Here is a 23,003-nt window from a genome sequence, read left to right as displayed (position 1 = left end):
GGGTGCGATATCTCGACCGGGTTACATCCTGCCCTGTCCCCCAACCGATCGCCCGACCAGGGAGGCGATAACGGATACATATGCGTGACATTTCGTGGCGACGCGGAAGTATCGGGTGGCCCGGCGACCAGGGTCGTACTAGCGTCGAACCGTGGCAGTGAGTCTTTTGGGTAGGGCCGGTCACGATCCGGCCGCGCGCGAGTCCGGCTATGCCGCGCATCGAGCGGGTGTGGCGCGATTGCTGGAAAGCTATCGTGCCATTCCGCCCGGTGCCGTCGTCCGCTTGGCGAAGAAGACGTCGAACCTGTTCCGAGCCAGGGCGGCCACCACCGCGCCCGGGCTGGACGTTTCGGGCCTCGGGCAGGTGATCGCGGTGGACCCGGTCGCGAGAACCGCGGATGTCGCGGGCATGACCACCTACGAGGATCTGGTGGCTGCCACCCTCCCCTACGGCCTGGCACCGCTGGTGGTGCCCCAGCTCAAGACCATCACCCTGGGTGGCGCCGTCACCGGTCTCGGGATCGAGTCGAGCTCGTTCCGCAACGGGCTGCCGCACGAATCCGTGCTGGAGATGGACATCCTGACCGGTTCCGGCGAGATCATCACCGCGACCCCCGACGGCGCGCACGCCGAGCTGTTCCACGGTTTCCCCAACTCCTACGGCACCCTCGGCTACTCCGTCCGCTTGAAGATCGAGCTCGAACCCGTCCAGCCCTACGTCGCGCTGCGTCATCTGCGCTTCCACGATCTGCGCGCACTGGAATCGGAACTGGCCAGGATCGTCACCGAGCGCAGTCACGACGGCGAGCGCGTCGACTACCTCGACGGTGTGGTGTTCACCGCCGAGGAGTCCTACCTGACCCTGGGCAGGCAGACCGACGAACCCGGCCCGGTCAGCGACTACACCGGCATGGACATCTATTACCGCTCACTCCAGCACGCCGACGGGGTGAAACGCGACCGGCTGACCATCCACGACTACCTGTGGCGCTGGGACACCGACTGGTTCTGGTGCTCGCGCGCCTTCGGCACCCAGAACCCGAAGATCCGCCGATTCTGGCCGAAGGCCTACCGGCGCAGCAGTTTCTACTGGAAGCTCGTGGCCCTCGACCGCAAGTACCACATCGGTGACCGGCTGGAGGCCCGCAAGGGCAACCCGCCGCAGGAACGGGTGGTGCAGGACATCGAGGTACCCGTGCAGCACACCGCCGACTTCGTCGAATGGTTCCTGCGGGAAATACCGATCGAGCCGATCTGGTTGTGCCCGTTGCGGTTGCGCGCGGTCGACGGTGCCCCGGCCACGGACGAGGACCGTCCGTGGCCGCTGTATCCGCTGGAACCGCAGCGCACCTATGTCAATGTCGGATTCTGGTCGGCGGTCCCGTCCGATCAGGGGAAACCGGAAGGGGCGGCCAACCGCGCGATCGAGAAGGTCGTGTCCGAATTCGACGGACACAAGTCGCTGTACTCCGATTCCTACTACGGCGAAGCCGAATTCGCCCAGCTCTACGGCGGCGCCACCTACACCGAACTGAAGACCCGTTACGACCCGGACCAACGACTGCTGAATCTGTATGCGAAGGCGGTGCAACGCAAGTGACGACATTCAAGGACCGTGCAGACAAATCCGTGGGGCTCCCCGAGCTGGGAGCCCGCCTCAGCATCGCCGAGGTGGTCGAGACACTCATCGACGGTGAGGTCCCGATCCGCCTGACCGCTTACGACGGCAGCGCGACCGGGCCGGCCGATGCGCCCTACACCCTCGACATCAAGACGCCGCGCGGGATCAACTACCTGGCCACCGCGCCGGGCGACCTCGGCATGGCGCGCGCCTACATCGCCGGTGACATGGTCGCCGAGGGCGTGCATCCGGGCGACCCGTACGACATCTTGAAGGCCATGCAGGACATGAAGTTCCATCGTCCTTCGGCCCTGTCGCTGGTCACCATCGCCCGCTCGCTGGGCTGGGAGCGGCTCAAGCCGATCGCTCCGCCGCCGCAGGAGACGCTGCCGCGCTGGCGCCGAATCGCACTGGAGGGCCTACGCCACTCCAAGACTCGGGACGCCGAGGCGATCCACCACCACTACGACGTCTCCAACACCTTCTACGAGTACGTGCTCGGCCCGTCGATGACCTACACCTGCGCGGTCTACGGCGATCCCGACTGGACGCTCGAGCAGGCGCAGGAGAACAAGTACCGGCTGATCTTCGAGAAGCTGCGCCTGCAGGAGGGCGACCGGCTGCTCGACATCGGCTGCGGCTGGGGCGGCATGGTCCGCTACGCGGCCAAACGCGGGGTGAAGGTGATCGGTGCGACGCTGTCGGCCGAGCAGGCGGCCTGGGCGCAGCAGAAGATCACCGAAGAAGGACTGGGTGAGCTGGCCGAAGTCAGGTACAGCGACTACCGCGACATTCCCGAGGGCGAATTCGACGCGGTGTCCTCGATCGGGCTCACCGAGCACATCGGCGTGCACAACTACCCGTTCTACTTCGGCTACATCAAGGACAAGCTGCGCGACGGCGGCTTGTTCCTCAACCACTGCATCACCCGCCCCGACAACACCCGCACCACCAAGGCGGGCGATTTCATCGACCGCTACGTGTTCCCCGACGGCGAGCTGATCGGCTCGGGCCGCATCGTCTCCGAGGCCCAGGACGTCGGGCTCGAGGTGCTGCACGAGGAGAACCTGCGCGAGCACTACGCGCTGACCCTGCACGAATGGTGCAAGAACCTGGTCGAGAACTGGGACGCGTGCGTGGCCGAGGTCGGCGAGGGCACCGCGAAGGTGTGGGGGCTGTACATGGCGGGTTGCCGCCTGGGCTTCCAACGCGATGTGGTGCAGCTGCACCATGTGCTCGGCGTGAAGCTGGGACGCGACGGTCGCTGGGACGTGCCGCTGCGCCCCTGGTGGCAGCCGTAGGCCGTCCGCCGCCCGCGAAGGTCACAGCAGTTCGGCGAGGAAGTGGCCGGGTAGGTCGTCGAGGATCGGGTGTTGGTGGCCGTCGTGGGCCTGGGTACGCAGGACGTGTAGCAGGCCGACGACACCCGGTCCGGCGTCGAGCAGCGGCCGGGTCCAGCCGAGTTCGGCGCAGGTGCGCAGGACCGGCAGCACCAGCCCGGTCGCCTCGCCGACCCATCCCGCGGCGGCCAGACACTCGGCGAGCAGCAGGGTGGCGTCCAATTCCGCACGGGGACGGTCCTGGTCGAGCACGCGGGAGTAGAGCACGCGCGCGTGGCGGGCGGCGCGGTCGTCGGCCCGCAGCCGTTGCTCGGTCATCAGCGCCCGGATATCGGCGTACTCTCGGGCCTCGGCGATGAGGGCGACCGCGCCCGACTTGCGGCGCGCGCCGTTACCGGTCACGTCGGTGGGGAAGCGGTCGGTGTCACCGACGGGCAGGCCGAGTCGGGACCGTTCGGCGCGCACGTGCGCGTCCAACCGGGCCAGTCCATTCGACTCGGCCACCCTGGCGCCCTCGTCCAGGCGTGCCGCCGCGGTGTACTGATCGCCCAGCGCGGCCTTCACCCTGGCCCCGATCACGAAGGTCGCGACGAGGAAGTCGACCGGGCCGACGCGGGTGAGCAGCTCGTGGCTCTCGTCGAGCAGCCGGTCGGCCAGGGTCAGATCCCCCCGGCGATACGCCACTTCGCCCAGGAGCGCCGCCGCGACGCGCACGGCGTCCGAACGTGGACCGGCCCTGGTGCGGGCGACCTCGTAGGCCTGCTCGAAACAGGCGGTGGCGGTGGTGATGTCGAGCTGTTCGTAGGCGGCGTCACCGCGGGCGCACAGGCCGAACACCGGGCCGAGCGGGTCCTTGGACCGATCGTGGAACTCGGTGGCCCAGTCCTGCATCGCGGTCACCCCGGCGAAATCGAACTCGCACAGCCGCACGAACGACATCAGGTTGGCCGCCGTCGAGACGATCCACGCGGGCAGATCGTCGGGCGCGGCCAGGCAGGCGGCCAGCTTGTCGGCCACACCGGCGGTGTCGTCGTGCGCCACCCGATCCGCCGCGTCGAGCACCGTCGCGGCGCAGCGCTGTTCGGCGTCCTCGGGGCCACCGGCGGACCCGCGGGCGAGCAGATTCGACAGCCTGCCGAGCGCGGTGCGCGCGGAGCCGGTCTGCTGCAGGTTCATGTTCGCCCTGGCGACCGCCATCAGCAGCTTGGACCGTGAAGTCACCTGTTGGACCGGCAGTTTCGAGACGCTGCCGAGCAGGGTGGCCAGCCGGGAGCCGTCGATCAGGTCCATGCCGCCGCTCTCGAGCAGGTCGGCGGCGAGTTTGAGGTCGGTGGCCGCGAGCGCGTGGTCGACCGACTTGCGCAGCAACTGATGCTCGGCGTACCAGCGAGCGGCCTTGCGGTGCAGGACCTTCGAGCGTCCGGGGTGAGCGCGCTCGAGCCGGGCGCGCAGGTGCTCGGCGAACAGCGGTTGCATCCGGTACCACTCGGGATCGTGCTCGATCCGGTGCACGAACAGCTCGCGCTGCTCGGCCTGTTCCAGCTGCGCCGCGCCGTCCTCGACCTCGGCGAGTAGCCCGGCCAGCGAACCGTTCACCCGTTCGACCACCGAGATCGCCATCAGGAACTCGAGCTGCTCCGGTTCCAGCGCGTCGAGCACGTTCTCGGCCAGGTATTCGCGCAGGCCGTGGCCGCCTTCGGCCAGCGAACTCAGCAGCTGCACCGGATCGGCCTTGCCGCGCAGGGTCAGGCTCACCAGCTGGATGGCGGCGGGCCAGCCCTCGGTCGCCAGGTGGATCTGCTCGATCTGTTCGTCGGTGAGCGCGAAACCGTTGCGCTCCACCAGGATCTGGCGGGTCTCGGCCTCGGTGAGCCGCAGCGCCGCCGCGCCGAGTTCGACCAGCTCGTCGCGCACCCGCAGCCTGCTGATCGGCAGTCCGGACTGATCGCGACTGGTCACCACGAAACGGACATGGTGGCAGCCGTTGTCGAGCAGTGTCGCCATGGCGCGGTGCACGCCGGGGTCGCGGACGCGATGCCAGTCGTCGACGAAGACCACCACCGGGCGGTCGCTGGCGTGGATCTCGTCGATGAGGGTGGCGATGACATAGGCGACCGCGTCGGCGGGCCGCTCCTCGAGCACCTGTTCGAGGCCGGCGCCCACATCGGGACGCACCCGGCGAATGGCTTCGATGAGGTGGGCGAGGAACCAGATCTCGCTGTCGTCGTCCTGGTCGACGCCGAGCCAGGCCACCGGAATGTGGCGGGCGACCAGGTCGGCCCGCCATTGCGTGGCGACGGTGCTCTTGCCGAAACCGGCGGGCGCGTGGATCAGGGCGAGCCGGCGATTGCCGCCCTCGCGCAGGACATCGAGCAGGCGCTGGCGAGGGAAGGGCTCGCGGGCCGGGGTCGGTGGCCGGAATTTGGTGGCCGCGGTCGGCGGCAGGGTGCCGGTCGGGCCGGTGGTGGCGGTGCGCATCGGGACCGAGGCACCCGCGGGCTGCAGGGTCAACGGCCAGCTGCGGCGGGCGGTGACGGCCTTCAAAACCTCCGGAGCGGACTCATCGGTGTCTTCTTCGGTGTCGAGCAGGGCCATCTCGTCGGGCATCTGCCCATGGGCACGCTGGACCTCGCGCAGCAGCTCACCGAATGCGTAGGCCGAGGCGGGACGCTCGGCGGATTCGGACGACATGGCCTGCTCGATCACGGCGGCCACATCGTCGGGGATGTCCTGATCGCGCAGGTCGGGCACGGGCTGGGTGGTGATCCGCAGGAACTGCGCGACCACCTTCTCCCCCGCCTGCCGTTCGAAGGCGGCATGACCGGTGAGCAGCGCGAACAGAGTCGCACCCAGCCCGTAGATATCGGACTGCACGGTCGGTTCACGGCCTTGGAGCACCTCCGGCGCGGTGAACGCGGGCGAGCCCGTGATCAAGCTGCTCGAGGTCTGAAAACCACCGGGAATACGGGCGATGCCGAAATCGGTGAGCTGCGGTTCGCCGTATCCGCTGATCAGCACATTCGCCGGTTTCACATCTCGGTGCAAGATGCCCGCCCGGTGCGCCGATTCGATCGCCGCGGCCAGCTTGACCCCGGCGCGCAGGGTGTCCGCCCAGGTCAGCGGGCCACGATCATGGATGAGACGCTCCAGGGAACCGCGCGAACAGTACGGCATGACGATCAGCGGCAACCCGGTCTCGGTCACGTCGACCTGCAGGATGTCGACGATGTTCGGGTGCCCCGACAGCCTGCCCATCGCCTGTTCCTCGCGCAGGAACCGCTCTCGACTCTCCGCATCGATCTCCGAGGACAGCACCTTCACCGCCACCACGCGATCCAGCGCGGGTTGCAGACACCGGTACACCACGCCGAACCCGCCGCGCCCGATCTCCTTGGCACCGGTCAGCCCCATGGCCTCGAGCTCCGCGACCACTGATTCATCGACCTCGCCGGGAGCCCGCTGGCGCTGCGTATTCGCTGTGCGCGTCTGCTGCGGATCCACGTGACCACCTCACGAATCGAATCGGCGTCACCGGCGTATCTCGGTCGGCATACAGACCCATCGGGCACACCCGATTTGTCCGTACGTATCCAAGCTAGCGCGATTCGGCATCCATCGGGTGGAGATTCGATGCTGTGGCGGCAACGGTTGTCCGCCAGAATCGTTGGCGCGCGTGTCGGCCGCAGCGCCGGGTCGGACTGGAACTCAACAACGTTCAGCCGTGGCCTTCGGATGCCGAGTTCCGGTGTATCCAACCCAGACCACCGCGAAGGCCCCGCCTCGCGATGGCGAGACGGGGCCGTTCGTGCAGATCAGCGCCGTGAAAGCGCTGTCGGCGACTTACTTGCGCAGGGAAGCCGGGACCTCGAAGCGCGGGCCGAACTTCTTGGCCAGTTCGTCGGCGCGGGCCACGAAGGCCTCCTGGCCACCGGGGTAGCCGACGATGAACTGGTGCGAGCCACCCGACCAGGCCGGGAAGCCGATGCCGAAGATCGAGCCGATGTTCGCGTCAGCGGTGCTGGTGAGCACGCCTTCGTCGAAGCACTTCTGGGTCTCGATGGCCTCGGCGAACATCATCCGGTCCTTGAGGTCCTGGAAGGTGACACCCTCCGGGAGCTCACGGCTCGAGTTGAAGATCGAACGCAGGTCGTCCCACAGGCCGGTGGCCTTGCCGTCGGCGTAGTCGTAGAAGCCCGCGCCGCCCAGCTTGCCCGTGCGGTCATACTTGTCGACCAGGGTGTCGAGGACCTTGGCGGTCTCGGCGGAAGCGGCGTTGAGCTCGCCACCCGCGGCGAGGATCGCGGCCTGGGTCTCCTTGTAGATCTTCTGCATGGTGGTGAAGTTCAGCTCGTCGCTGAGCTTCAGCGGCGCGGCCGGGTAGCCCGCCTGCAGACCGGCCTGCTCGACCGTCGAGGGGTCGATGCCCTCGGCGACCATGGAGATGGCCTCGTTGATGAAGGTGCCGATCACGCGCGAGGTGAAGAAGCCACGGCTGTCGTTGACGACGATCGGGGTCTTCTTGATGGCGAGGGTGTAGTCGTACACCCGGGCCAGCGCCTCGTCGGAGGTGTTCTCACCCTTGATGATCTCCACCAGCGGCATCTTGTCCACAGGGGAGAAGAAGTGGATACCGATGAAGTCCTCGGAGCGCTTCACGCCCTCCGAGAGCAGGGTGATCGGCAGGGTCGAGGTGTTCGAGCCGAGCAGCGCGTCGGGATCGACGATGTCCTCGATCTCCTGGAAGACCTTGTTCTTGAGCTCGGGGTTCTCGAACACGGCCTCGATCACGAAGTCGACGCCCTTGAAGTCGGCGGCGTCGGCGGTCGGAGTGATCCGAGCCAGCAGCGCGTCGGACTTCTCCTGGGTGGTCTTGCCACGCGCGAGGGCCTTCTTCTCGATGGCCTCCGAGTACGCCTTGCCCTTCTCGGCGGCTTCGAGCTTGACGTCCTTGAGGACGACCTCGTAACCGGCCTTGGCTGAGACGTAGGCGATGCCCGCGCCCATCATGCCGGCGCCGATGACACCGATCTTCTTGATGTCGCGCTTGGGCACATCAGCGACGGACGGACGCGAACCGCCACCGTTGATGTGGTTCAGGTCGAAGAAGAACGCCTGGATCATGTTCTTCGCGACCGGGCCGGTCAGCAGGCTCGTGAAGTAGCGGCCCTCGATGACCAGCGCGTTGTCGATGTCGACCTGCGCACCCTCGACCGCCGCGGCCATGATGGCGCGCGGGGCGGGCATGTTGGTGCCCTTGATCTGCTTGCGCAGGTTGGCCGGGAACGCGGGCAGGTTCGCCGCGAAGGCCGGAGTGGACGGGGTGCCGCCGGGAATCCGGTAGCCCTTCTTGTCCCACGGCTGGGCCGCTTCGGGGTTGGCCGCGATCCACGCCTTGGCGGCGGGGACGAGCTCCTCGACAGTGGCGACGACCTCGTCGATCAGGCCGATTTCCTTGGCCTTGGTGACGCGGTGACGCTGGCCCTGCAGCAGCACCTGCATCAGCGCGTTCTGCAGGCCGAGCATGCGCACGGTGCGGGTCACGCCGCCGCCACCGGGCAGCAGGCCCAGGGAGACCTCGGGCAGGCCGATGGCCGAACCCTTGACGTCGGCCGCGATGCGGTAATGGGTCGCCAGCGCGATCTCGAGGCCGCCACCGAGGGCAGCGCCGTTGATGGCGGCGACGACCGGCTTGCCGAGCTGCTCGAGGCGACGCAGCGGAGCCTTGACGTCGGTGACCATCTGCACGACCTCGGCCGCGTTGTCCGGGCCGACCTTCATCATGTTCTTCAGATCGCCGCCGGCGAAGAAGGTCTTCTTGCCCGAGGTGAGGATGACACCGGTGATGTCGTCCTTCTCCGCCTCGAGCCGCTCCACGGTCGCGTTCATCGACGCGAGGTACGCGTCGTTCATGGTGTTGGCGCCCTGGCTGGGGTCGTCGATGGTGAGGACGACCACGCCGTCGGCGTCCTTCTCCCAGCCGATGATGTTGTCAGTCATAGTTTTTGTTCTCTCCTATGAGAAAGTTCGGCCGGGGATCAGACGCGCTCGATGATGGTGGCAACGCCCATGCCGCCACCGATGCACAGCGTGATCAGCGCGTAGCGGGCGTTGCGACGCTCGAGCTCGTCGACCATGGTGCCGGTGATCATCGCGCCGGTGGCACCCAGCGGGTGGCCCATCGCGATCGCGCCACCGTTGACGTTCAGCTTCTCGTCCGGGACGTTCAGGTCCTTCTGGAACTTCAGCACCACGGAGGCGAACGCCTCGTTGATCTCGACGAGGTCCATGTCCTCGATCGTCAGACCGGCCTTGGCCAGCGCCTTCTGCGCGGCCGGGGTGGGGCCGGTCAGCATGATCGTGGAGTCCGCGCCGGAGGTGGCGGTGGCGACGACGCGGGCACGCGGGGTCAGACCCGAGTTCTTGCCGGCCTCTTCGGAACCGACCAGCACCAGGGCGGCGCCGTCGACGATGCCCGAGCTGTTGCCACCGTGGTGGACGTGGTTGATCTTCTCGATGTAGGTGAACTTCTGCAGCGCGACCGCGTCGAAGCCACCCATCTCACCGACACCGGCGAAGGAGGGGTTGAGCTTGCCGAGGTCGGCGGCGGTGGTGCCGGGGCGCATGTGCTCGTCACGGTCCAGCACGACCAGGCCGTTGATGTCCTTGACCGGGACGATCGACTTGGCGAAGTAGCCGCCGGTGGTCGCCGCGGCGGCCAGATCCTGCGAACGCACGGCGTAGGCATCGACATCGTCGCGGGTGAAGCCCTCGATGGTGGCGATCAGGTCGGCCGAGACGCCCTGCGGCACGAAGTAGCCGTCGTAGTTGGTGGCCGGGTCCAGCGCCCACGGGCCGCCGTCGGAGCCCATCGGCACGCGCGACATCGACTCGACGCCACCGGCGATGACCAGATCGTCGAAGCCGGAGCGAACCTTCTGCGCCGCCAGGTTCACGGCCTCGAGGCCGGAAGCACAGAAGCGATTGAGCTGGAAGCCGCCGACGGTGTCGGGCAGACCCGCGATGGTGGCCGCGGTGCGGGCGATGTCCATGCCCTGGTCACCGACGGGGGTCACGACGCCGAGGATCAGGTCCGAGATCTGGTCCTCGTCGAGGTTCGGGAAGCGGCCACGCAGCTCCTGGATCAGACCAACAGTCAGATCGATCGGCTTGACCGAGTGCAGCGAGCCGTTCTTCTTGCCGCGGCCGCGCGGAGTGCGGATGGCCTCGTAGATGTAGGCCTCTGTGGTCATATCGGAGTGTTTCCTTCCTTGGGGTGCGGTGGCCGCACGAACGCCACGACCGATCGTCTCGACGCCGTACAAATCCCGGCAAGCACCAGCGGAGCATAGAACCATGCCCATCCGGTGTTCCCGGCCACCCGTTCATACTACCGTGGTGTGCGAACTCCGGTTAACTTAACGCGGTACGGACGGCGACTGTCAACCATCCAGACTCTTTGCTCCGAGCTCGTCGCGCAGCAACGCCAGGGCGACCTCGTCCGGGTCCTGCCGATCACCCGGAGCCACCGGCTCCGCAGCGGCGGCCAGCATCTCCTGTTCCTCCTCCGGCGTCGGCGGCGCGGGAACACCACCGCCCGGCTTGCCCGCGCGCCCCGGTTCGCCGCCCGACCGGCCCGAATCAGGCCCGTAGCTTTCCTCCGGACCGGGGTCGTCGGGGAGGTCGGGGAAGTCCGGTGGCGGAATGTCGTCCTCGCCCGGCCCGCTCTGGCCGGACGGACGTCCCTGATTGCCCTTGGCCTGACTCGGCCGCGAGAACCGCGGCCGCGCCGCGGGCTTGTCCTCCCCCGGCCCCCGCGCCGGCGCACCCGAGCCCTTGACCACCGGCGCGGGCCGAGGCGCGGGCATCCCCGTCTCCCAGCGCACATCCAGCTCCCGCCCGAGCACCGCCCGCACCGCCGACCGCACCGCGTCGATATTGCGCGGATCCGACAATCGCTGCGCCAACGGCGGACTCTGATGCGCGAAGACGACCACGCCCCCGTCCACCCGCGATACCGCCGCCCCGGACAACAATGCCTGCAACGTCGCCCCGAACTCCCGCACCTTCCCCTTGATCTCCGGCCACGCCGCCTCGACGACACCGAGCAGATCCTCGACAGGCGCGGCCGACCCTCCGGTCGACGGCTGGGTGGCCGGCGCGCTCGGCTCCGGCGCGGTGCCGACCCGCGCCTCCGTCTGCGTGGGGGCTGTCCCATCCGGCGCAGTAGGCCGCCGGTCCGGCGTCACCCGGTTGCGGGAATCACCCTGCACCGCCGACGGTTCCACAGTCGACGCGCGCGGATCGACTGTCGGCGGAGCGATCTCGCCGACCGAAGTTGGCTGAGCAGCGACCTTCTCCGAGATCGCGGTGTCGCCTTGCTCGTTTCGCGGAGCCGACGCGGCGACTTCGGGCGGCGCGGCCTGCACTGGCGGCGCGTCAGCGGGTGCGGCGGTCTCCGCGGACGGCTCACCAGCAGGCGCGGCGCCCCGACCGGACGGTGCCGACGGGGCGGCCGAGGAACCAGCGGTAGGCGGCGCGGTAACAGTGGCCTCGGATTCCGCGACCGGCGCGGCCGGCCCACCGGCGGACGGCGTCGACCGAGCCACCGGAGCCGCAGCAGCAGGCGGCGCGGCAGCAGCAGTAGGCGCGGCAGCAGTAGGCGCGGCGGCATCCGCGGGCACGACCGGCACAGCGGCAGCAGGCGCGGTCTGCGCCGACCGATCGACCGGGGCCGACGAACCAGCGGCGGCCGGCGCGACCTGCGCGGACCGCTCAGCAGCAGACGAAGCGGACGCCGACCGAGGCCCCGACGAACCTGCGGCAGGCGACTGTGCGGTTGGTGCCGATGGGGCCGCACTTGGCGGTGACGGCGACTGCGTAGTCGGACCGGCGCCAGGCGACGGCGGCATGGCCGCCTGTGCGTCGCGCGGGGGCGCCGGGGTGGGGGGCCGGGTCGCGGCGTCCTTTTCGGCGAGCGCGGCGGCGAGGAGTTCAGCGCCGCGGGGACGACCGCCGCCGCTCGCCGGCGGTGCGGAACGAGGGGCCGGGCGTTCGGCAGGGGTGTCGTTCGAGGCGGAGACCGGGCGGGCAGGGGGGACGGCGCCCCCGGCGAATCCGCGTTCCAGGCGTTCCAGGCGCTGCAGGGTGGCGGATTCGGTGTCGGAGACCGAGGGCAGGAGCATGCGCGCGCAGATGACCTCGAGCAGGAGGCGGGGGGCGGTGGCGCCGCGCATCTCGCCGAGGCCCTCGTGCAGGAGTTCGGCGTAGCGGGTGAGGGTGGCGGGGCCGATGCGGCCGGCCTGGTCGCGCATCCGGTCCAGGACGTCACCGGGGCCGGCCACCAGGCCGCGGTCGACGGCATCGGGGACCGCGCGCATCAGGATCAGGTCGCGCAGGCGTTCGAGCAGGTCGACGGCGAATCGGCGAGGGTCGTGGCCCGCCTCCATCACCTGGTCGATGGTGCCGAACAGGGCGGCGCCGTCGTCGGTGGCCAGCGCGTCGACGGCGTTGTCGATCAGCGCCACATCGGTGACGCCGAGCAACGCGACCGCGCGCGGATAGGTGACCCCGTCGGGTCCGGCACCGGCCAGCAGCTGGTCGAGCACGCTCAGACTGTCGCGCGGCGAACCACCACCGGCCCGGATGACCAGCGGGTACACCGCTTCTTCCACTGGCACGTTCTCCTGCTCGCAGATCTTGCCGAGCAGCCCGCGCATGGTGGCCGGTGGCAACAGCCGGAACGGATAGTGGTGGGTGCGCGAACGAATCGTCGGCAGCACCTTGTCCGGCTCGGTGGTGGCGAAGATGAAGATCAGATGCGCCGGCGGCTCCTCGACGATCTTGAGCAACGCGTTGAAACCGGCCGTGGTGACCATGTGCGCCTCGTCGACGATGAACACGCGATAGCGCGACTCGGCCGGCGCGTAGAACGCCCGGTCACGCAGCTCACGGGTGTCGTCGACGCCACCGTGGCTGGCCGCGTCGAGCTCGATGACGTCGAGATTGCCCGAGCCGCCCGGCCCGAGCGCCACACAGGACGCGCAGGTGCCGCACGGCGTCGAGGTCGGACCGTCCACGCAGTTCAGCGAGCGCGCGAGAATCCGTGCGGAGGAAGTCTTTCCACAACCACGCGGCCCGGAGAACAGGTACGCGTGACTGATCCGCCCGGTGTCCAGCGCGATACTCAGCGGGTCGGTGACGTGCTCCTGCCCCACTACCTCAGCAAACGTCGCCGGTCGATACTTCCGGTACAGAGCCACGGCCAAAGGCTACCGACTACATCCGACAGTATTTTTTGGCGGCTGGTGCCGCGGGGTTTTCGGCCCTGAGGGCCTCACACCCGAAGGGCGATACTGCGCCTTCGGCGTTCCGTCTCGCCCTTCGGGTGCGAGGCGGCCGAAAACCCGTGGCCGTCAGTAATGTGATGTGAATCACATTGAATACCGCGGTCTGGAGAGTATGGACAAAGCGGGTCATTCAGGTGCAACAGGTGAGCTATCGACTGCTGCAGGAGCAGCTACTCGCGCCATCGGCCGACAGTCAACCCTGGTTATGGCGGTAATACAGACCTAGTCCCCGCTTAACGATCGCATTCCGGATGTAACGAAAGCGTCAATCATCGTGACAGCGGCGCAAGCGTCTGGCTACCGTGGATCTCGGCAACTTCGGTGGCCAAACCTTCATCAGGTTGGTGACCCCGGCCGGTCCCTCATCCCGACCGGGGCACAACCTTCGCGCACCGATCGCTCCCCCACCGCACCGACCGGAGGAACGTTTCACCGTGCTGTCGTGTGATGACATCGCAGCCGCCTGGCTGGCCCATACCGACTTCGCCGGCGACAACGCCGCGGTCGGACTGCTGAGCCGGGCGATCAGCCCCCAGGACTTCGACATCAAACGCGATTCGCTACCCGTCGCCGCCGCGGCGGATCCGGCGACCGCGGCCGCCATCCTGCAACTGCTCGAACGCGGGCAGGTGCCGACGATGGCGGCGATTCGCACCCTGACCGCGCAGAACGAGATGCGCCGCGAAGCCGAACGGATCGAACGCCTCGGCCGTCGCGCCCAGCGCAGCATCGACGAGTTCGGCCGCATCCTGGCCCGCCTGGCCGCCGCGCATTGGGCCGATCACGGCATCGGCCCGACTCGGCGCGACATCCTCGCCGACGCCGAGATCACCGAACTCATCGCCGAGCGGGTCGGCGAGATCGCGCCCTCGGCGGTCAAGCATCTGTGGCTGATCGAACGCGCACAGCGTGCGGGCTGGATCGCCTCGAACGCGAGCGCTGGTTCGCTGTGCCCGGCCCGGCGCTGGCACACCACCAAGTACGGCAACCGGGTCTCGCAGAAGCCGGTCAACATGATCGGCAAGCTGGTGGCGGGCTTCGTCATCGCGCACACGGCCGAGCGCGGCAGGCCGCCGAGCTGGGCGGCCCTGGCCCGTGACACCCGCGACGACCGCGGCCGTCGCGTCTTCTTCGACGTCGCCGACGCCCACGCCCAGCGCCGCTGGCTCACCACAGCGGAATGGCTCGCCGACAGCGATGACCTGCCCGTTCCCGGCAAGCGCGGCGCACGCGCGGTGGCGAAGGACAAGTCGGGCTCGCTGACCGCGTCTAGCTGACCTCGTTGGCCGGGGCCAGCCAGGTATTGCATTCGAAGTTGCGGTTCTTCGAATAGCCGTGGTTGTACCAGTTCCCGTTGTGCTCGGGAGTGCCGTGATCGCGGTGGCGGCCGTTGCCGTCACCACGGTCGTAGTTGTGCCGGACCGCGGCGTAGCCCTCCTGCGAGGTCCACGAACCGCCCGCCTCCGCGGAACCGATGTACATCCCACCGAAACAGCTGGCCTGCAACTCCATTCGGCGTGAGGTCTCCAGTCCGCCGTCCGACATGGCGCCCTGACCACGGCGCTGGTTCGACGAGGCCTGCAGCAGCCCGGTGATGCCCTGCACGTGGTGCCCGTATTCATGGGCGTAGATCGACAACGCCTCCATCGGCGGAAACGGGGTGTTGTTGATGACCAGCCCGGCCGTCGACATGTAGATGGTGCTCGACGCGCTGCAGTAGAACGCGTCGCTGCTGGCGCCACCACACGGTGAGGACAGCTCCCCCGGCCTCTCCGTGACGACCAGCCCCGGACTGCTGAACGGCAGATTCGCGGCGGCGAGGTTGGTGCGCCACATCTGATCGAGGCACACCTGGGCCGCGGCGAAGAACGCCGTGGCGGTGGCGGCGTCGGTCGACCAGCGCGGCAGGTCGCAGTCCATATTGGGCAGGTACGCGCTGTCGTCGTGAAACATCGGATGCTGACCGAGCGCGATCACCGGTTGCGGGCCAACGGGTTTCACCGTGGTCGGCGCGGTGGTGGGTGCCGAGGTGCGCGCGGTGGTCGCGCTGGGCGCGGCCGTCGCCGTCGTCGGCACCGTCGAATGCGGGGTGTAGGTGAAGCTGGGCGGGGTGGTCATGGCGACGTCACGCGAAGACTGCTCGGAGATCCCCACCGCGACCAGCAGCGTCCCGACGACACCGAAGACCGCCAGCACCGCGAGCACCGCGCCGAGCGTGCCCGAGCCGCCACGGCGCGGCGGTGGATACGGCCGATACCCCTGCGGCGCATAGCCGTACGGCGGCGGCAACGGCCGAGGGTACGGCGGCGGCATCGGCCTGCCGTACGGCGCCGGGTAGCCGTAGGGCCCTCGGCCCTGCTGCGGATGGCCGTACGGCGGCACCCCGGGAGGTCCGTAGGGGCCGTAGCCGGGCGGTTGGGACAAACCGAATCAGCTCACTTCGCTCGCGGATGCCGTGAAGGTGTTGCAGCGCGAGGTCAGATTGTGCGCGAGACCGTTCTCGAACCACCGGCCGCCGTTCTCGGACGAGCCGTGATCGCGCATGTCACCGACGCGATCGCCACGACCGTAGGAGTCCTCGGTGGCCAGGCCGACCTGATCGGCGGTCAGTGAGCCGCCGTCGCTGGTCGAGGAGATGAACATCCCGTCGAAACAGTTGGCCTGCAACTCGACACGGCGGGAGAGCTCCAACCCCCTGTCCGAGTGCACACCCGCGGCGCGGCGTTCACTGTTGGCCTTGATCAGGATGCCCGACTGCGCCTGGATGTGGTGGCCGTACTCGTGCGCGAACACCGACAGGTACACGATCCAGTTGTCGCGGAAGTAGTCGGTCTGCAGCTGGCTGATCGGCATGTAGATGGTCTTGTTCGCCGGGCAGTAGAAGGCGGCGAAATTGCTCGTCGAGCCGGTGCACGGGGTGGTGATGCCCGCGGTGGAGGCGGTGACGCTGAGCGTCGGCGCCTCGAACGGCAGACTGTTCCGCTCCATCACCGGTTTCCACGCCGCCTCCAGGCAGACCGCGGCCGATTCGAAGAACGCACGAGCCCGCTCCACCTGGGTGCCCCACGGCGCGTAGTCGCAGGAGGCGGGCACCAGCGTGCCGTCGGTGTCGGTGACCAGGGGATTGTCACCGGTCGCGGCGGGGGCTTCACCGGACCCGGGCGTGTAGGTCGTGGTCGGTCTCGGGCCGATGGCCCCGTCGAAACCGGTGTTCACCGCGTAGCGCACCAGACCACCGACCACCACGACGATGATGATCACGATCAGCGTCGAAAGGAATCCGCCGCCGCTCTTGCGCGGTGGCGGAGTCGGACGACCGGGCGGACCGTACGGCATCGGCGGTGGCCGGTATCCCGGCGGTGGGCCGGGGGGACGCTGTACGTAGCCCTGTGGATAACTCTGCGGCTGCGGGTATCCGGGCGGACCGTATCCGGGTTGTGGGCGATATCCCGGGGGCGGCCCATAGCCAGGAGGCGGCGGAACCTGTCGTCCACCAGGCCCGCGTGGGCCATAACCGTACGGTGGTTGGGTCACTCCCCCGTACCCCCTCGTCTCCTGAGTCGCCGACAGCCGCTGACGCAGAATAGCAAGCTGTCTAGAGTAAGCAGCCATGCTGACTTTTCGGGGGGGCGCCGCGGGCGCGCTGCTGCTCGCTTCAGCGGGCTTGTTCGCGGCCGCCCCGGTTGCCCACACGCAGCCCGCACCCGCCGGTGTGACGATCACCGCCGACCTCACCCTCACCGATGACGGCGTGCTCGAGGTTGTCGAGACCGTCGGAGTGCCCGCTGATGGCAGCTTCACGATGTCACTGCCGCTGCGCCTGAAGATCGGCGACGATGTCGAGCGGGTGTTCAAGGTCACCGACGTCACCGCGACCGGGGCGGGCACCGCGACGACGGCCAACGATCAGTTCGTCGTCGAGGCCAACCCTGGTGAATCGAAGTTCACCTACTCCGTACACAACACGGTCTCCGACGCACCGGGCACCCAGGTGTTCCACTGGCTTGGCGTGCTCAACGCCGATATCGCCGCACTGGACGTCTCGGTGATCAGCCCGAGCTTCCAGATGGGCATCGTCGACTGCAAACTCGGCCCCGCGGGCAATTCCAGGCCGTGCGCCGATGTACACGTCGAACCCGACGGCGTGCTGTATCTGAGTCAGACCGACCTGCGCAAGGGCGACGCGATCGATCTCACCCTGCAGATGCCGCCCAGCACGGTGCCCGCCAATGCCGATATCCGCGACGGCAGTTCGGCGGGCGCGTTCTCGCTGACCGCGCCCGTCTACGCCGCCTTCGGCGCGCTACTGCTGGCCCTGGCGGCAATGTTCGCCTACCTGCTGGCCGCCCGCAAGCGCGCCGCCACGGCGACCGCGGGCGGTGCGAACTTCGATCCGCTCGTCCAGCAGGGCGGCCGGGTGGACTTCACCTCCCCTGACGGCGTGCTGCCCGGCGAGGCGGGCTTGCTGCTCGATGCGCAGGTCGATCCCGTCGACATCGCCGCCACCGTCGTCGATCTCGCGGCGCGGCGCTACCTGTGGATCACGCCGGTGAACGCGCGCGGCGAGGACGACTGGCGGATCAGCCGCGTCAACGCCCCCGACGACCAGCTCCGCGACTACGAACGCGCCGTCTACGACATGCTGCTGCCCGAGGGCACCGACACCGTCGCCGTCCGCGAACTACGCGCCCCCGGCCGCGTGCAACTCGACCCCATCCGCGCCGCCATGCGCGCCGACGCGGTCGCCACCGGCGCCTTCGCCGACCCGAAGCAGCGCGCACTGCCCCGCTGGATCGGCGGGGCCCTGATCGTCGTCGGCGCCGTCGCCACCGTCGTGCTCGCCCTGACCTCCGGCCACGCCCTGGTGGGCGTCGCCATCGCCCTGGCAGGTGCCGCCGCGATGCTGCTCCCCAACTACCTACCGACCCGAACCCCCTTCGGCGACACCGTCGCAGGCCGGGTCCGCGCCATGCAGCGCGGCCTCGACACCATCGCCCGGGACCAGATCCCCCCCATCGACCAGGAAACAGTCTTCTCCCGAGCGCTGCCCTACACCCTCATCAGCGGCCGAGCCGACAACTGGATCCGCACCTTCCGCGACATGGACCCCTCCGCCGACTCCCAACCCGGCCTCTATTGGTTCGCGGGCTACGACCGAGACCACAACCTGCACCGCTTCGCCTCCCAGTTCCCCTTCTTCATCACGGCCTTGGAAGGCGCCTTCAACCCCCGCTGAACGACAGCGAATGGGATGTTCGGGAGTTCGGACTCGTCGCACAGCAGCCAGCGGATCGGCGTACAGCGCGCTCAGCGAGGTGACCACCGCCGCGAATTCCTGCACCTTCCCACCGAACTCACTGATCCGAAGGTCGGTGGGCGGCAGCTGAGTACTCTGTGTGAACGCCCGAGCCACGTGGGCCGGTAACCGGTGAATGCGTGTGCACCCGGCCGTCGAGGGTGACCGCGATGCCCGCGATCTCCCGGACGTAGAAGTACAGGCTGCTGCCGTGGTGGGTGTTCCTACACGTGGGACGTGGCAGCGCACGAATTGGCCGATTGCGCCTCCCGATGACCCGAATGAGGCTTCGCCGGGCGACCGAGTGTTGCTACTCGGCCGACGGGGTGCAGGGCTCATCGATCATGGTGATTCACCCGGACGTTTTCGCGGCGGCCTTGGCCTGCTTCTTGAATTCCCTTACTTCGGCGAGTGTTTCGGCATCGACGACATCGGCGACCGAACGTCGCGAGTTCTCGTCACCGTAGGCTCCCGCGGCCTTCTGCCAGCCGGTGGGACGCACGTCACGCTGTTTGCCGAGCAGCGCGAGGAAGATCTTCGCCTTCTGCGCGCCGAACCCCGGCAGTTCCTGCAACCTGCGCAGCACCTCCTTGCCGTCGGGATCGCCGTCGGTCCAGATCCCGGCGGGGACGCCGTCGTAGTGCTCGATCACGTACTGGGCGAGCGCCTGCGCACGCCGCGCCATCGACCGGCCGTAGCGGTGGATGGCGGGTGGGGTCGCGGCGAGTTCCTCGAAGTCGGCGGGATCAGCCTCGGCGATCCGGCGCAGATCGAATCCGCCCATGCGTTCCGCGAGTTTCCGGGGACCGCGAAACGCATGTTCCATCGGGTACTGCTGATCGAGCAGCATTCCCAGCAGCAACGCGAAATCATCGGTGCTGAGGAGTTCGTCGGCCTCGGGGTCCTGGGCCAGACACAGCGTACGAGTCATGCGTTCATCGTGACACATTTCACTAGTACCCTCATGACCCATGCTCCCGAGGACTACGGCGCCCACCGAACCGCGCCCACACAGTCTCGATATCTCGATGATGGCGGTACGCATGACCAACTACAGCCCACGACCCGCCCGCTTCGATCAAGCGGGCCAGGATCAGCTGATCGACGCGCACGACCTGGAAGTCACCCAGCCGGGGATGAGCGCGCTACGCACCTGGAGTCACGACGCGCTGGCGCTGCGCCCCGGCGAGACCGCGCTCGACATCGGCTCCGGCACCGGCTCGGAGGTGTTCGCCTTCGCCGACGCGGTCGGGCCGACCGGCACGGCCGTCGGTGTCGAACCCGATCCGAACCTGCTGGCCTCGGCCGAGCGGCGCGGCACCGAGCGTGGCTCGACGGCGGCCTTCGTCTCCGGTGACGCCTACGGTCTGCCCTTCGGCACCGACAGCTTCGACGCGGTCCTGTGCGAGCGGGTGTTCCAGCACCTCACCGCGCCGGCGCGGGCGGCGGCCGAGATCGCCAGGGTGCTGCGGCCGGGTGGTCGCGCGGTGGTGGTCGATGCCGACTGGGCAACCGCGATCGTGCACCCGGGCGATCAGCGGGTGGTCGGCGCCGTGATCGACACCCTGATCTCGTCCACCACCAACCCGCTGTCGGGGCGCCGGATCGCGGGGCTACTCAGCGGGGCCGGCCTGGTCGTCGACGGGATCGGCTCGCACGCACTGGTGCAGGATCGCACGGTGGGGGCGGGTGCGCTGGTCACCAGGATCGCGGGGCTGGCCGCCCTGCGCGGGGTGATCACCAGCGCCGAGCGCGACCAGCTCATCGTCGATCTGCAGGCGGGCGCCGACCGTGGCGACATCCACATCTCGGTCACCCTGTTCGGCACACTGGTGCACAAGCCGAACTGAGCCGGTGCCGGGCACGTGCGAACGTGCCCGGCCGCACGGTCAGTGCTGGTCGAGCAGTTTCTCCGTGGCCGCGAGCAGCACGCAGGTCGCGAGCCCTTCCATCGCCTTCTCCAGTTCCGGCAGCTGCGGGAAGCTGGGGGCGATACGGATGTTCTTGTCCTCGGGATCGGTGCTGTAGGGGAAGGCCGAACCGGCCGCGGTCAACGCGATGCCGGCGTCCTTGGCCAGCGCGATCACCCGCGCCGCCGTGCCCTCCAGCACGTCGAGGCTGATGAAATAGCCGCCCCTGGGCTCGGTCCAGGAGGCCACCTTCGAGGCGCCGAGGCGGTCCTCGAGGATCCGGCGAACCAGCGCGAACTTGGGCTCGAGCAGCTTGCGGTGTTTCTGCATGTGCTCACGCACGCCCGCGGCGTCGGTGAAGAAGCGCAGGTGCCGCAGCTGATTGACCTTGTCGGGGCCGATGCTCTTCTTCCCGGCATGCCCGAGGTACCAGTCGATGTTGGCCTTGGACGCGCCGAAGAAGCTCACGCCGGCACCGGCGAAGGTGATCTTGGAGGTGGAGGCGAAGACCAGCGGCCGGTTCGGGTTGCCCGCCGCCGCGGCCATGCCGAGCACGTCGAGCACCGGCGCGGCGGTGTCGGTGAGCGGGTGCACCGCGTAGGCGTTGTCCCAGAACAGCCGGAAGTCCGGTGCGGCGGGCAGCGAGACCAGCTCGCGGACAATCTCTTCGGAGTAGACGACGCCGGTGGGGTTGGAGTAGTTCGGCACCGCCCACAGGCCCTTGATCTGTGGGTCCTCGGCGAGCAGTTTCGCGATGGCACGGGTGTCGGGGCCGTCGTGGCGCATCGGGATGGTGATCATCTCGATGCCGAGCGCCTCGGTGATGGCGAAATGCCGGTCGTAACCCGGGGCCGGGCACAACCACTTGATCGGCTCGTCGGCCGCCCAGCGGCGCGGTGAGTCCGGGGTGCCGTAGAGCATCGAGAACACGATGATGTCGTGCATGAGTTCGAGGCTGGCGTTGTTGCCCGCCAGCAACTGCTCGACCGGGATGCCGAGCAGTTCGCCGAAGATCGCGCGTAGCTCGGGCAGACCCGTGAGGCCGCCGTAGTTGCGGCAGTCGGTGCCGGAACCGTCGCGGAAGTCGCCGTCGCCGGGCAGCGACAGCAGCGGCGTCGACAGGTCTAATTGCTCCGGCGAGGGCTTACCTCGGGTGAGATCCAGCGTGAGCTTCGCAGTCTTGAGCGTCGCATAGTTCGCGTTCTGCGACTCGTGCTCTGACACGAGTTCCGCGTGGCTCATCAAACCGATCTGCGTTTGCCGGGGCATCCTGGGCAGCCTTTCGAAGCAGCAAGGTGGGGGTAGCAGCAACGTTACCCGGCGGTTGCTCGGAATCGGTGGGGTATCCGGGCCCGGATCGGGCTCGCACGCTGCGAAGGTGCGTAGGCGGATCGATCCGGCGGGACCCCTGAGAGATTTAAGGGGACCCCGCGCACCCGGCAGAGCCCGTTGACCCTTGCTGCCTTCCGGCCCTGGGGGAGTTCACAGGATGCGCGCCGCGCGGGATCCGTCGGCCAGTGTAGCGGTAAACGAGCGCACTAGCGATCACGGGTGTCGAACAGCAGGTCGGTGGCCCGATCGAACACCTCGGCGCGGGTGCGGCCCTCGTGATCGGCGGCGAGGAAGTGTCCGCCGATGACCGCGCAGAACGCGAGCAGACTGCGCGCCTCGACTTCGTCGGGATCATCGCAGAATTCACCGATCGTCTCGCGCAGCAAGGCCATTCGCCGATTGTCGACCCGGCGCAGACGCTCGGCGACGGCAGTGTCGCGGCGGGCCCAGCCGCGGATCGCGAGGTCGATCGGCAGCAGCCGCTGGCTGGAGAAGGTGAGCAGTCCGGCCATCCTGGCCTTGGTCTTGGCGTCGATGCCGGGCTGGTCGACCTGGTCGATCACCTGGTCGACGGCCTCGCGCTCCCACTCGTCGAGCATCTCGGTGAGCAGGGCGTCGCGGTCGGCGAAGTATCCGTAGAACCCACCCTTGGTGACGCCGATGCGCTTGGCAAGCGCCTCCACCCGGACGGCGTCGACGCCCGAGGCGGCCAGCACTCGCAGACCTTCCTCGACCCATCTGGCTCGGGGAGTTCGCGCGGCGCCCACGACGTGTCCCACCTCATATCGCTCGACGATGACCGCAGCAAGAGCGGCCGGGGCACTCAGTGTACGCAGCCGTATAGTGCCCGGATCCGGCCTCGCCGACCCGACCCGTTTTTACACCGGGGCACCGCTGCCGCTATGCTGCTCCACGGAGGATTCGCCTAGTGGCCTATGGCGCTCGCCTGGAACGCGGGTTGGGTTAACGCCCTCAGGGGTTCAAATCCCCTATCCTCCGCCACAGCAGGGCCCTGATCGGTTCGCCGGTCGGGGCCCTGTTCGTTTAATCGGTGGATCTGTCGGTAGGCATCCGTAGAGTGAACCCCGATGGTGCGGGAGATCCCCACCACATCCACCCACCGGCGTCGCCGCACCTCACAAAGAAGTGCGTGCCGAC

At 68.5% G+C, this 23,003-nt stretch carries 14 protein-coding genes, 1 tRNA gene and 1 other RNA gene; 6 read left to right on the top strand and 10 right to left on the bottom strand.

Features of this window, described 5'->3' with window-relative positions; all coding sequences use genetic code 11:
- Nucleotides 1–157: 157 nt before the first annotated feature.
- Together BOX37_RS01295 and BOX37_RS01290 are read left to right on the top strand one after the other, a co-directional pair.
- Entirely contained in the window at nt 158–1,600 is a 1,443-nt protein-coding gene (locus tag BOX37_RS01295) for an FAD-binding oxidoreductase (protein ID WP_071925846.1), read from the top strand.
- Nucleotides 1,597–2,922: a class I SAM-dependent methyltransferase gene (locus BOX37_RS01290; RefSeq protein WP_071925845.1), complete on the top strand. Its 1,326-nt coding sequence runs from the start codon at nt 1,597–1,599 to the stop codon at nt 2,920–2,922. The genes BOX37_RS01295 and BOX37_RS01290 overlap by 4 nt, the downstream gene beginning before the upstream one ends.
- 21 nt (nt 2,923–2,943) lie before the next feature.
- On the opposite strand, the gene BOX37_RS01285 is transcribed toward BOX37_RS01290, so the two are convergent.
- The 4 genes from BOX37_RS01285 to BOX37_RS01270 form a co-directional block, all read right to left on the bottom strand.
- Nucleotides 2,944–6,462 carry a serine/threonine-protein kinase gene (locus BOX37_RS01285; protein ID WP_071925844.1) on the bottom strand — a complete coding sequence of 1,173 codons (3,519 nt, stop codon included), beginning with the start codon at nt 6,460–6,462 and terminating at the stop codon, nt 2,944–2,946.
- A 339-nt stretch (nt 6,463–6,801) separates the two neighbouring features.
- A complete protein-coding gene (locus BOX37_RS01280) occupies nt 6,802–8,958 on the bottom strand; it encodes a 3-hydroxyacyl-CoA dehydrogenase NAD-binding domain-containing protein (RefSeq protein WP_071925843.1) in 2,157 nt (718 codons plus the stop codon).
- 38 nt (nt 8,959–8,996) lie between these two features.
- Nucleotides 8,997–10,211: an acetyl-CoA C-acetyltransferase gene (locus tag BOX37_RS01275; protein ID WP_071925842.1), complete on the bottom strand. Its 1,215-nt coding sequence runs from the start codon at nt 10,209–10,211 to the stop codon at nt 8,997–8,999.
- 189 nt (nt 10,212–10,400) lie between these two features.
- Nucleotides 10,401–13,220: a DNA polymerase III subunit gamma and tau gene (locus BOX37_RS01270; RefSeq protein WP_071925841.1), complete on the bottom strand. Its 2,820-nt coding sequence runs from the start codon at nt 13,218–13,220 to the stop codon at nt 10,401–10,403.
- A 521-nt stretch (nt 13,221–13,741) separates the two neighbouring features.
- Between BOX37_RS01270 and BOX37_RS01265 the strand changes: the two genes are divergently transcribed.
- A complete protein-coding gene (locus tag BOX37_RS01265) occupies nt 13,742–14,584 on the top strand; it encodes a hypothetical protein (protein WP_071931089.1) in 843 nt (280 codons plus the stop codon).
- Here BOX37_RS01265 and BOX37_RS35020 read toward each other — a convergent pair.
- Nucleotides 14,577–15,731 carry a neutral zinc metallopeptidase gene (locus BOX37_RS35020; RefSeq protein ID WP_240505166.1) on the bottom strand — a complete coding sequence of 385 codons (1,155 nt, stop codon included), beginning with the start codon at nt 15,729–15,731 and terminating at the stop codon, nt 14,577–14,579. The two genes, BOX37_RS01265 and BOX37_RS35020, sit on opposite strands and share 8 nt — an antisense overlap.
- Before the next feature lie 6 nt (nt 15,732–15,737).
- Nucleotides 15,738–16,643 (bottom strand): neutral zinc metallopeptidase, encoded by a 906-nt coding sequence (locus BOX37_RS01255; RefSeq protein ID WP_071925840.1) that lies wholly within the window; start codon nt 16,641–16,643, stop codon nt 15,738–15,740.
- Nucleotides 16,644–16,917: 274 nt separating this feature from the next.
- Between BOX37_RS01255 and BOX37_RS01250 the strand changes: the two genes are divergently transcribed.
- Nucleotides 16,918–18,543 carry a DUF2207 family protein gene (locus tag BOX37_RS01250; protein ID WP_071925839.1) on the top strand — a complete coding sequence of 542 codons (1,626 nt, stop codon included), beginning with the start codon at nt 16,918–16,920 and terminating at the stop codon, nt 18,541–18,543.
- Between the two features lie 412 nt (nt 18,544–18,955).
- Here BOX37_RS01250 and BOX37_RS01245 read toward each other — a convergent pair whose 3' ends face one another.
- Nucleotides 18,956–19,534, bottom strand: a complete 579-nt coding sequence (locus BOX37_RS01245; protein WP_071925838.1) for an HhH-GPD-type base excision DNA repair protein — start codon at nt 19,532–19,534, stop codon at nt 18,956–18,958.
- Nucleotides 19,535–19,646: 112 nt separating this feature from the next.
- Here BOX37_RS01245 and BOX37_RS01240 point away from each other — a divergent pair, with 112 nt between their 5' ends.
- Nucleotides 19,647–20,453, top strand: a complete 807-nt coding sequence (locus tag BOX37_RS01240; protein ID WP_071931087.1) for a methyltransferase domain-containing protein — start codon at nt 19,647–19,649, stop codon at nt 20,451–20,453.
- A gap of 39 nt (nt 20,454–20,492) precedes the next feature.
- Here BOX37_RS01240 and BOX37_RS01235 read toward each other — a convergent pair whose 3' ends face one another.
- The 3 genes from BOX37_RS01235 to BOX37_RS01225 form a co-directional block, all read right to left on the bottom strand.
- The gene (locus tag BOX37_RS01235) at nt 20,493–21,782 is read right to left on the bottom strand and encodes an aspartate aminotransferase type Ic (RefSeq protein WP_071925837.1); all 1,290 of its coding nucleotides are present in this window, start codon (nt 21,780–21,782) and stop codon (nt 20,493–20,495) included.
- 148 nt (nt 21,783–21,930) lie between these two features.
- An RNA gene (gene ffs, locus BOX37_RS01230) (signal recognition particle sRNA small type) lies at nt 21,931–22,025 on the bottom strand.
- A 26-nt stretch (nt 22,026–22,051) separates the two neighbouring features.
- Nucleotides 22,052–22,612, bottom strand: a complete 561-nt coding sequence (locus BOX37_RS01225) for a TetR/AcrR family transcriptional regulator (protein ID WP_206045751.1) — start codon at nt 22,610–22,612, stop codon at nt 22,052–22,054.
- A 147-nt stretch (nt 22,613–22,759) separates the two neighbouring features.
- On the opposite strand from BOX37_RS01225, the gene BOX37_RS01220 reads away from it, so the two are divergent.
- Nucleotides 22,760–22,847 (top strand) — tRNA-Ser (locus tag BOX37_RS01220).
- Nucleotides 22,848–23,003 lie beyond the last annotated feature (156 nt).

This window comes from Nocardia mangyaensis (assembly GCF_001886715.1).
Classification (GTDB): Bacteria; Actinomycetota; Actinomycetes; order Mycobacteriales; family Mycobacteriaceae; genus Nocardia; species Nocardia mangyaensis.
Note: the sequence above shows the minus strand (reverse complement) of the source record. Positions and strands in the feature narration are given on the sequence as shown.

What these genes read in the sequence shown, in the direction of transcription:
- BOX37_RS01280 (WP_071925843.1), bottom strand. Translation starts at nt 8,958, where the DNA reads ATGACTGACAACATCATCGGCTGGGAGAAGGACGCCGACGGCGTGGTC.
- BOX37_RS01275 (WP_071925842.1), bottom strand. Translation starts at nt 10,211, where the DNA reads ATGACCACAGAGGCCTACATCTACGAGGCCATCCGCACTCCGCGCGGC.
- BOX37_RS01255 (WP_071925840.1), bottom strand. Translation starts at nt 16,643, where the DNA reads ATGCCGTACGGTCCGCCCGGTCGTCCGACTCCGCCACCGCGCAAGAGC.
- BOX37_RS01250 (WP_071925839.1), top strand. Translation starts at nt 16,918, where the DNA reads ATGCTGACTTTTCGGGGGGGCGCCGCGGGCGCGCTGCTGCTCGCTTCA.
- BOX37_RS01245 (WP_071925838.1), bottom strand. Translation starts at nt 19,534, where the DNA reads ATGACTCGTACGCTGTGTCTGGCCCAGGACCCCGAGGCCGACGAACTC.
- BOX37_RS01240 (WP_071931087.1), top strand. Translation starts at nt 19,647, where the DNA reads ATGACCAACTACAGCCCACGACCCGCCCGCTTCGATCAAGCGGGCCAG.
- BOX37_RS01235 (WP_071925837.1), bottom strand. Translation starts at nt 21,782, where the DNA reads ATGCCCCGGCAAACGCAGATCGGTTTGATGAGCCACGCGGAACTCGTG.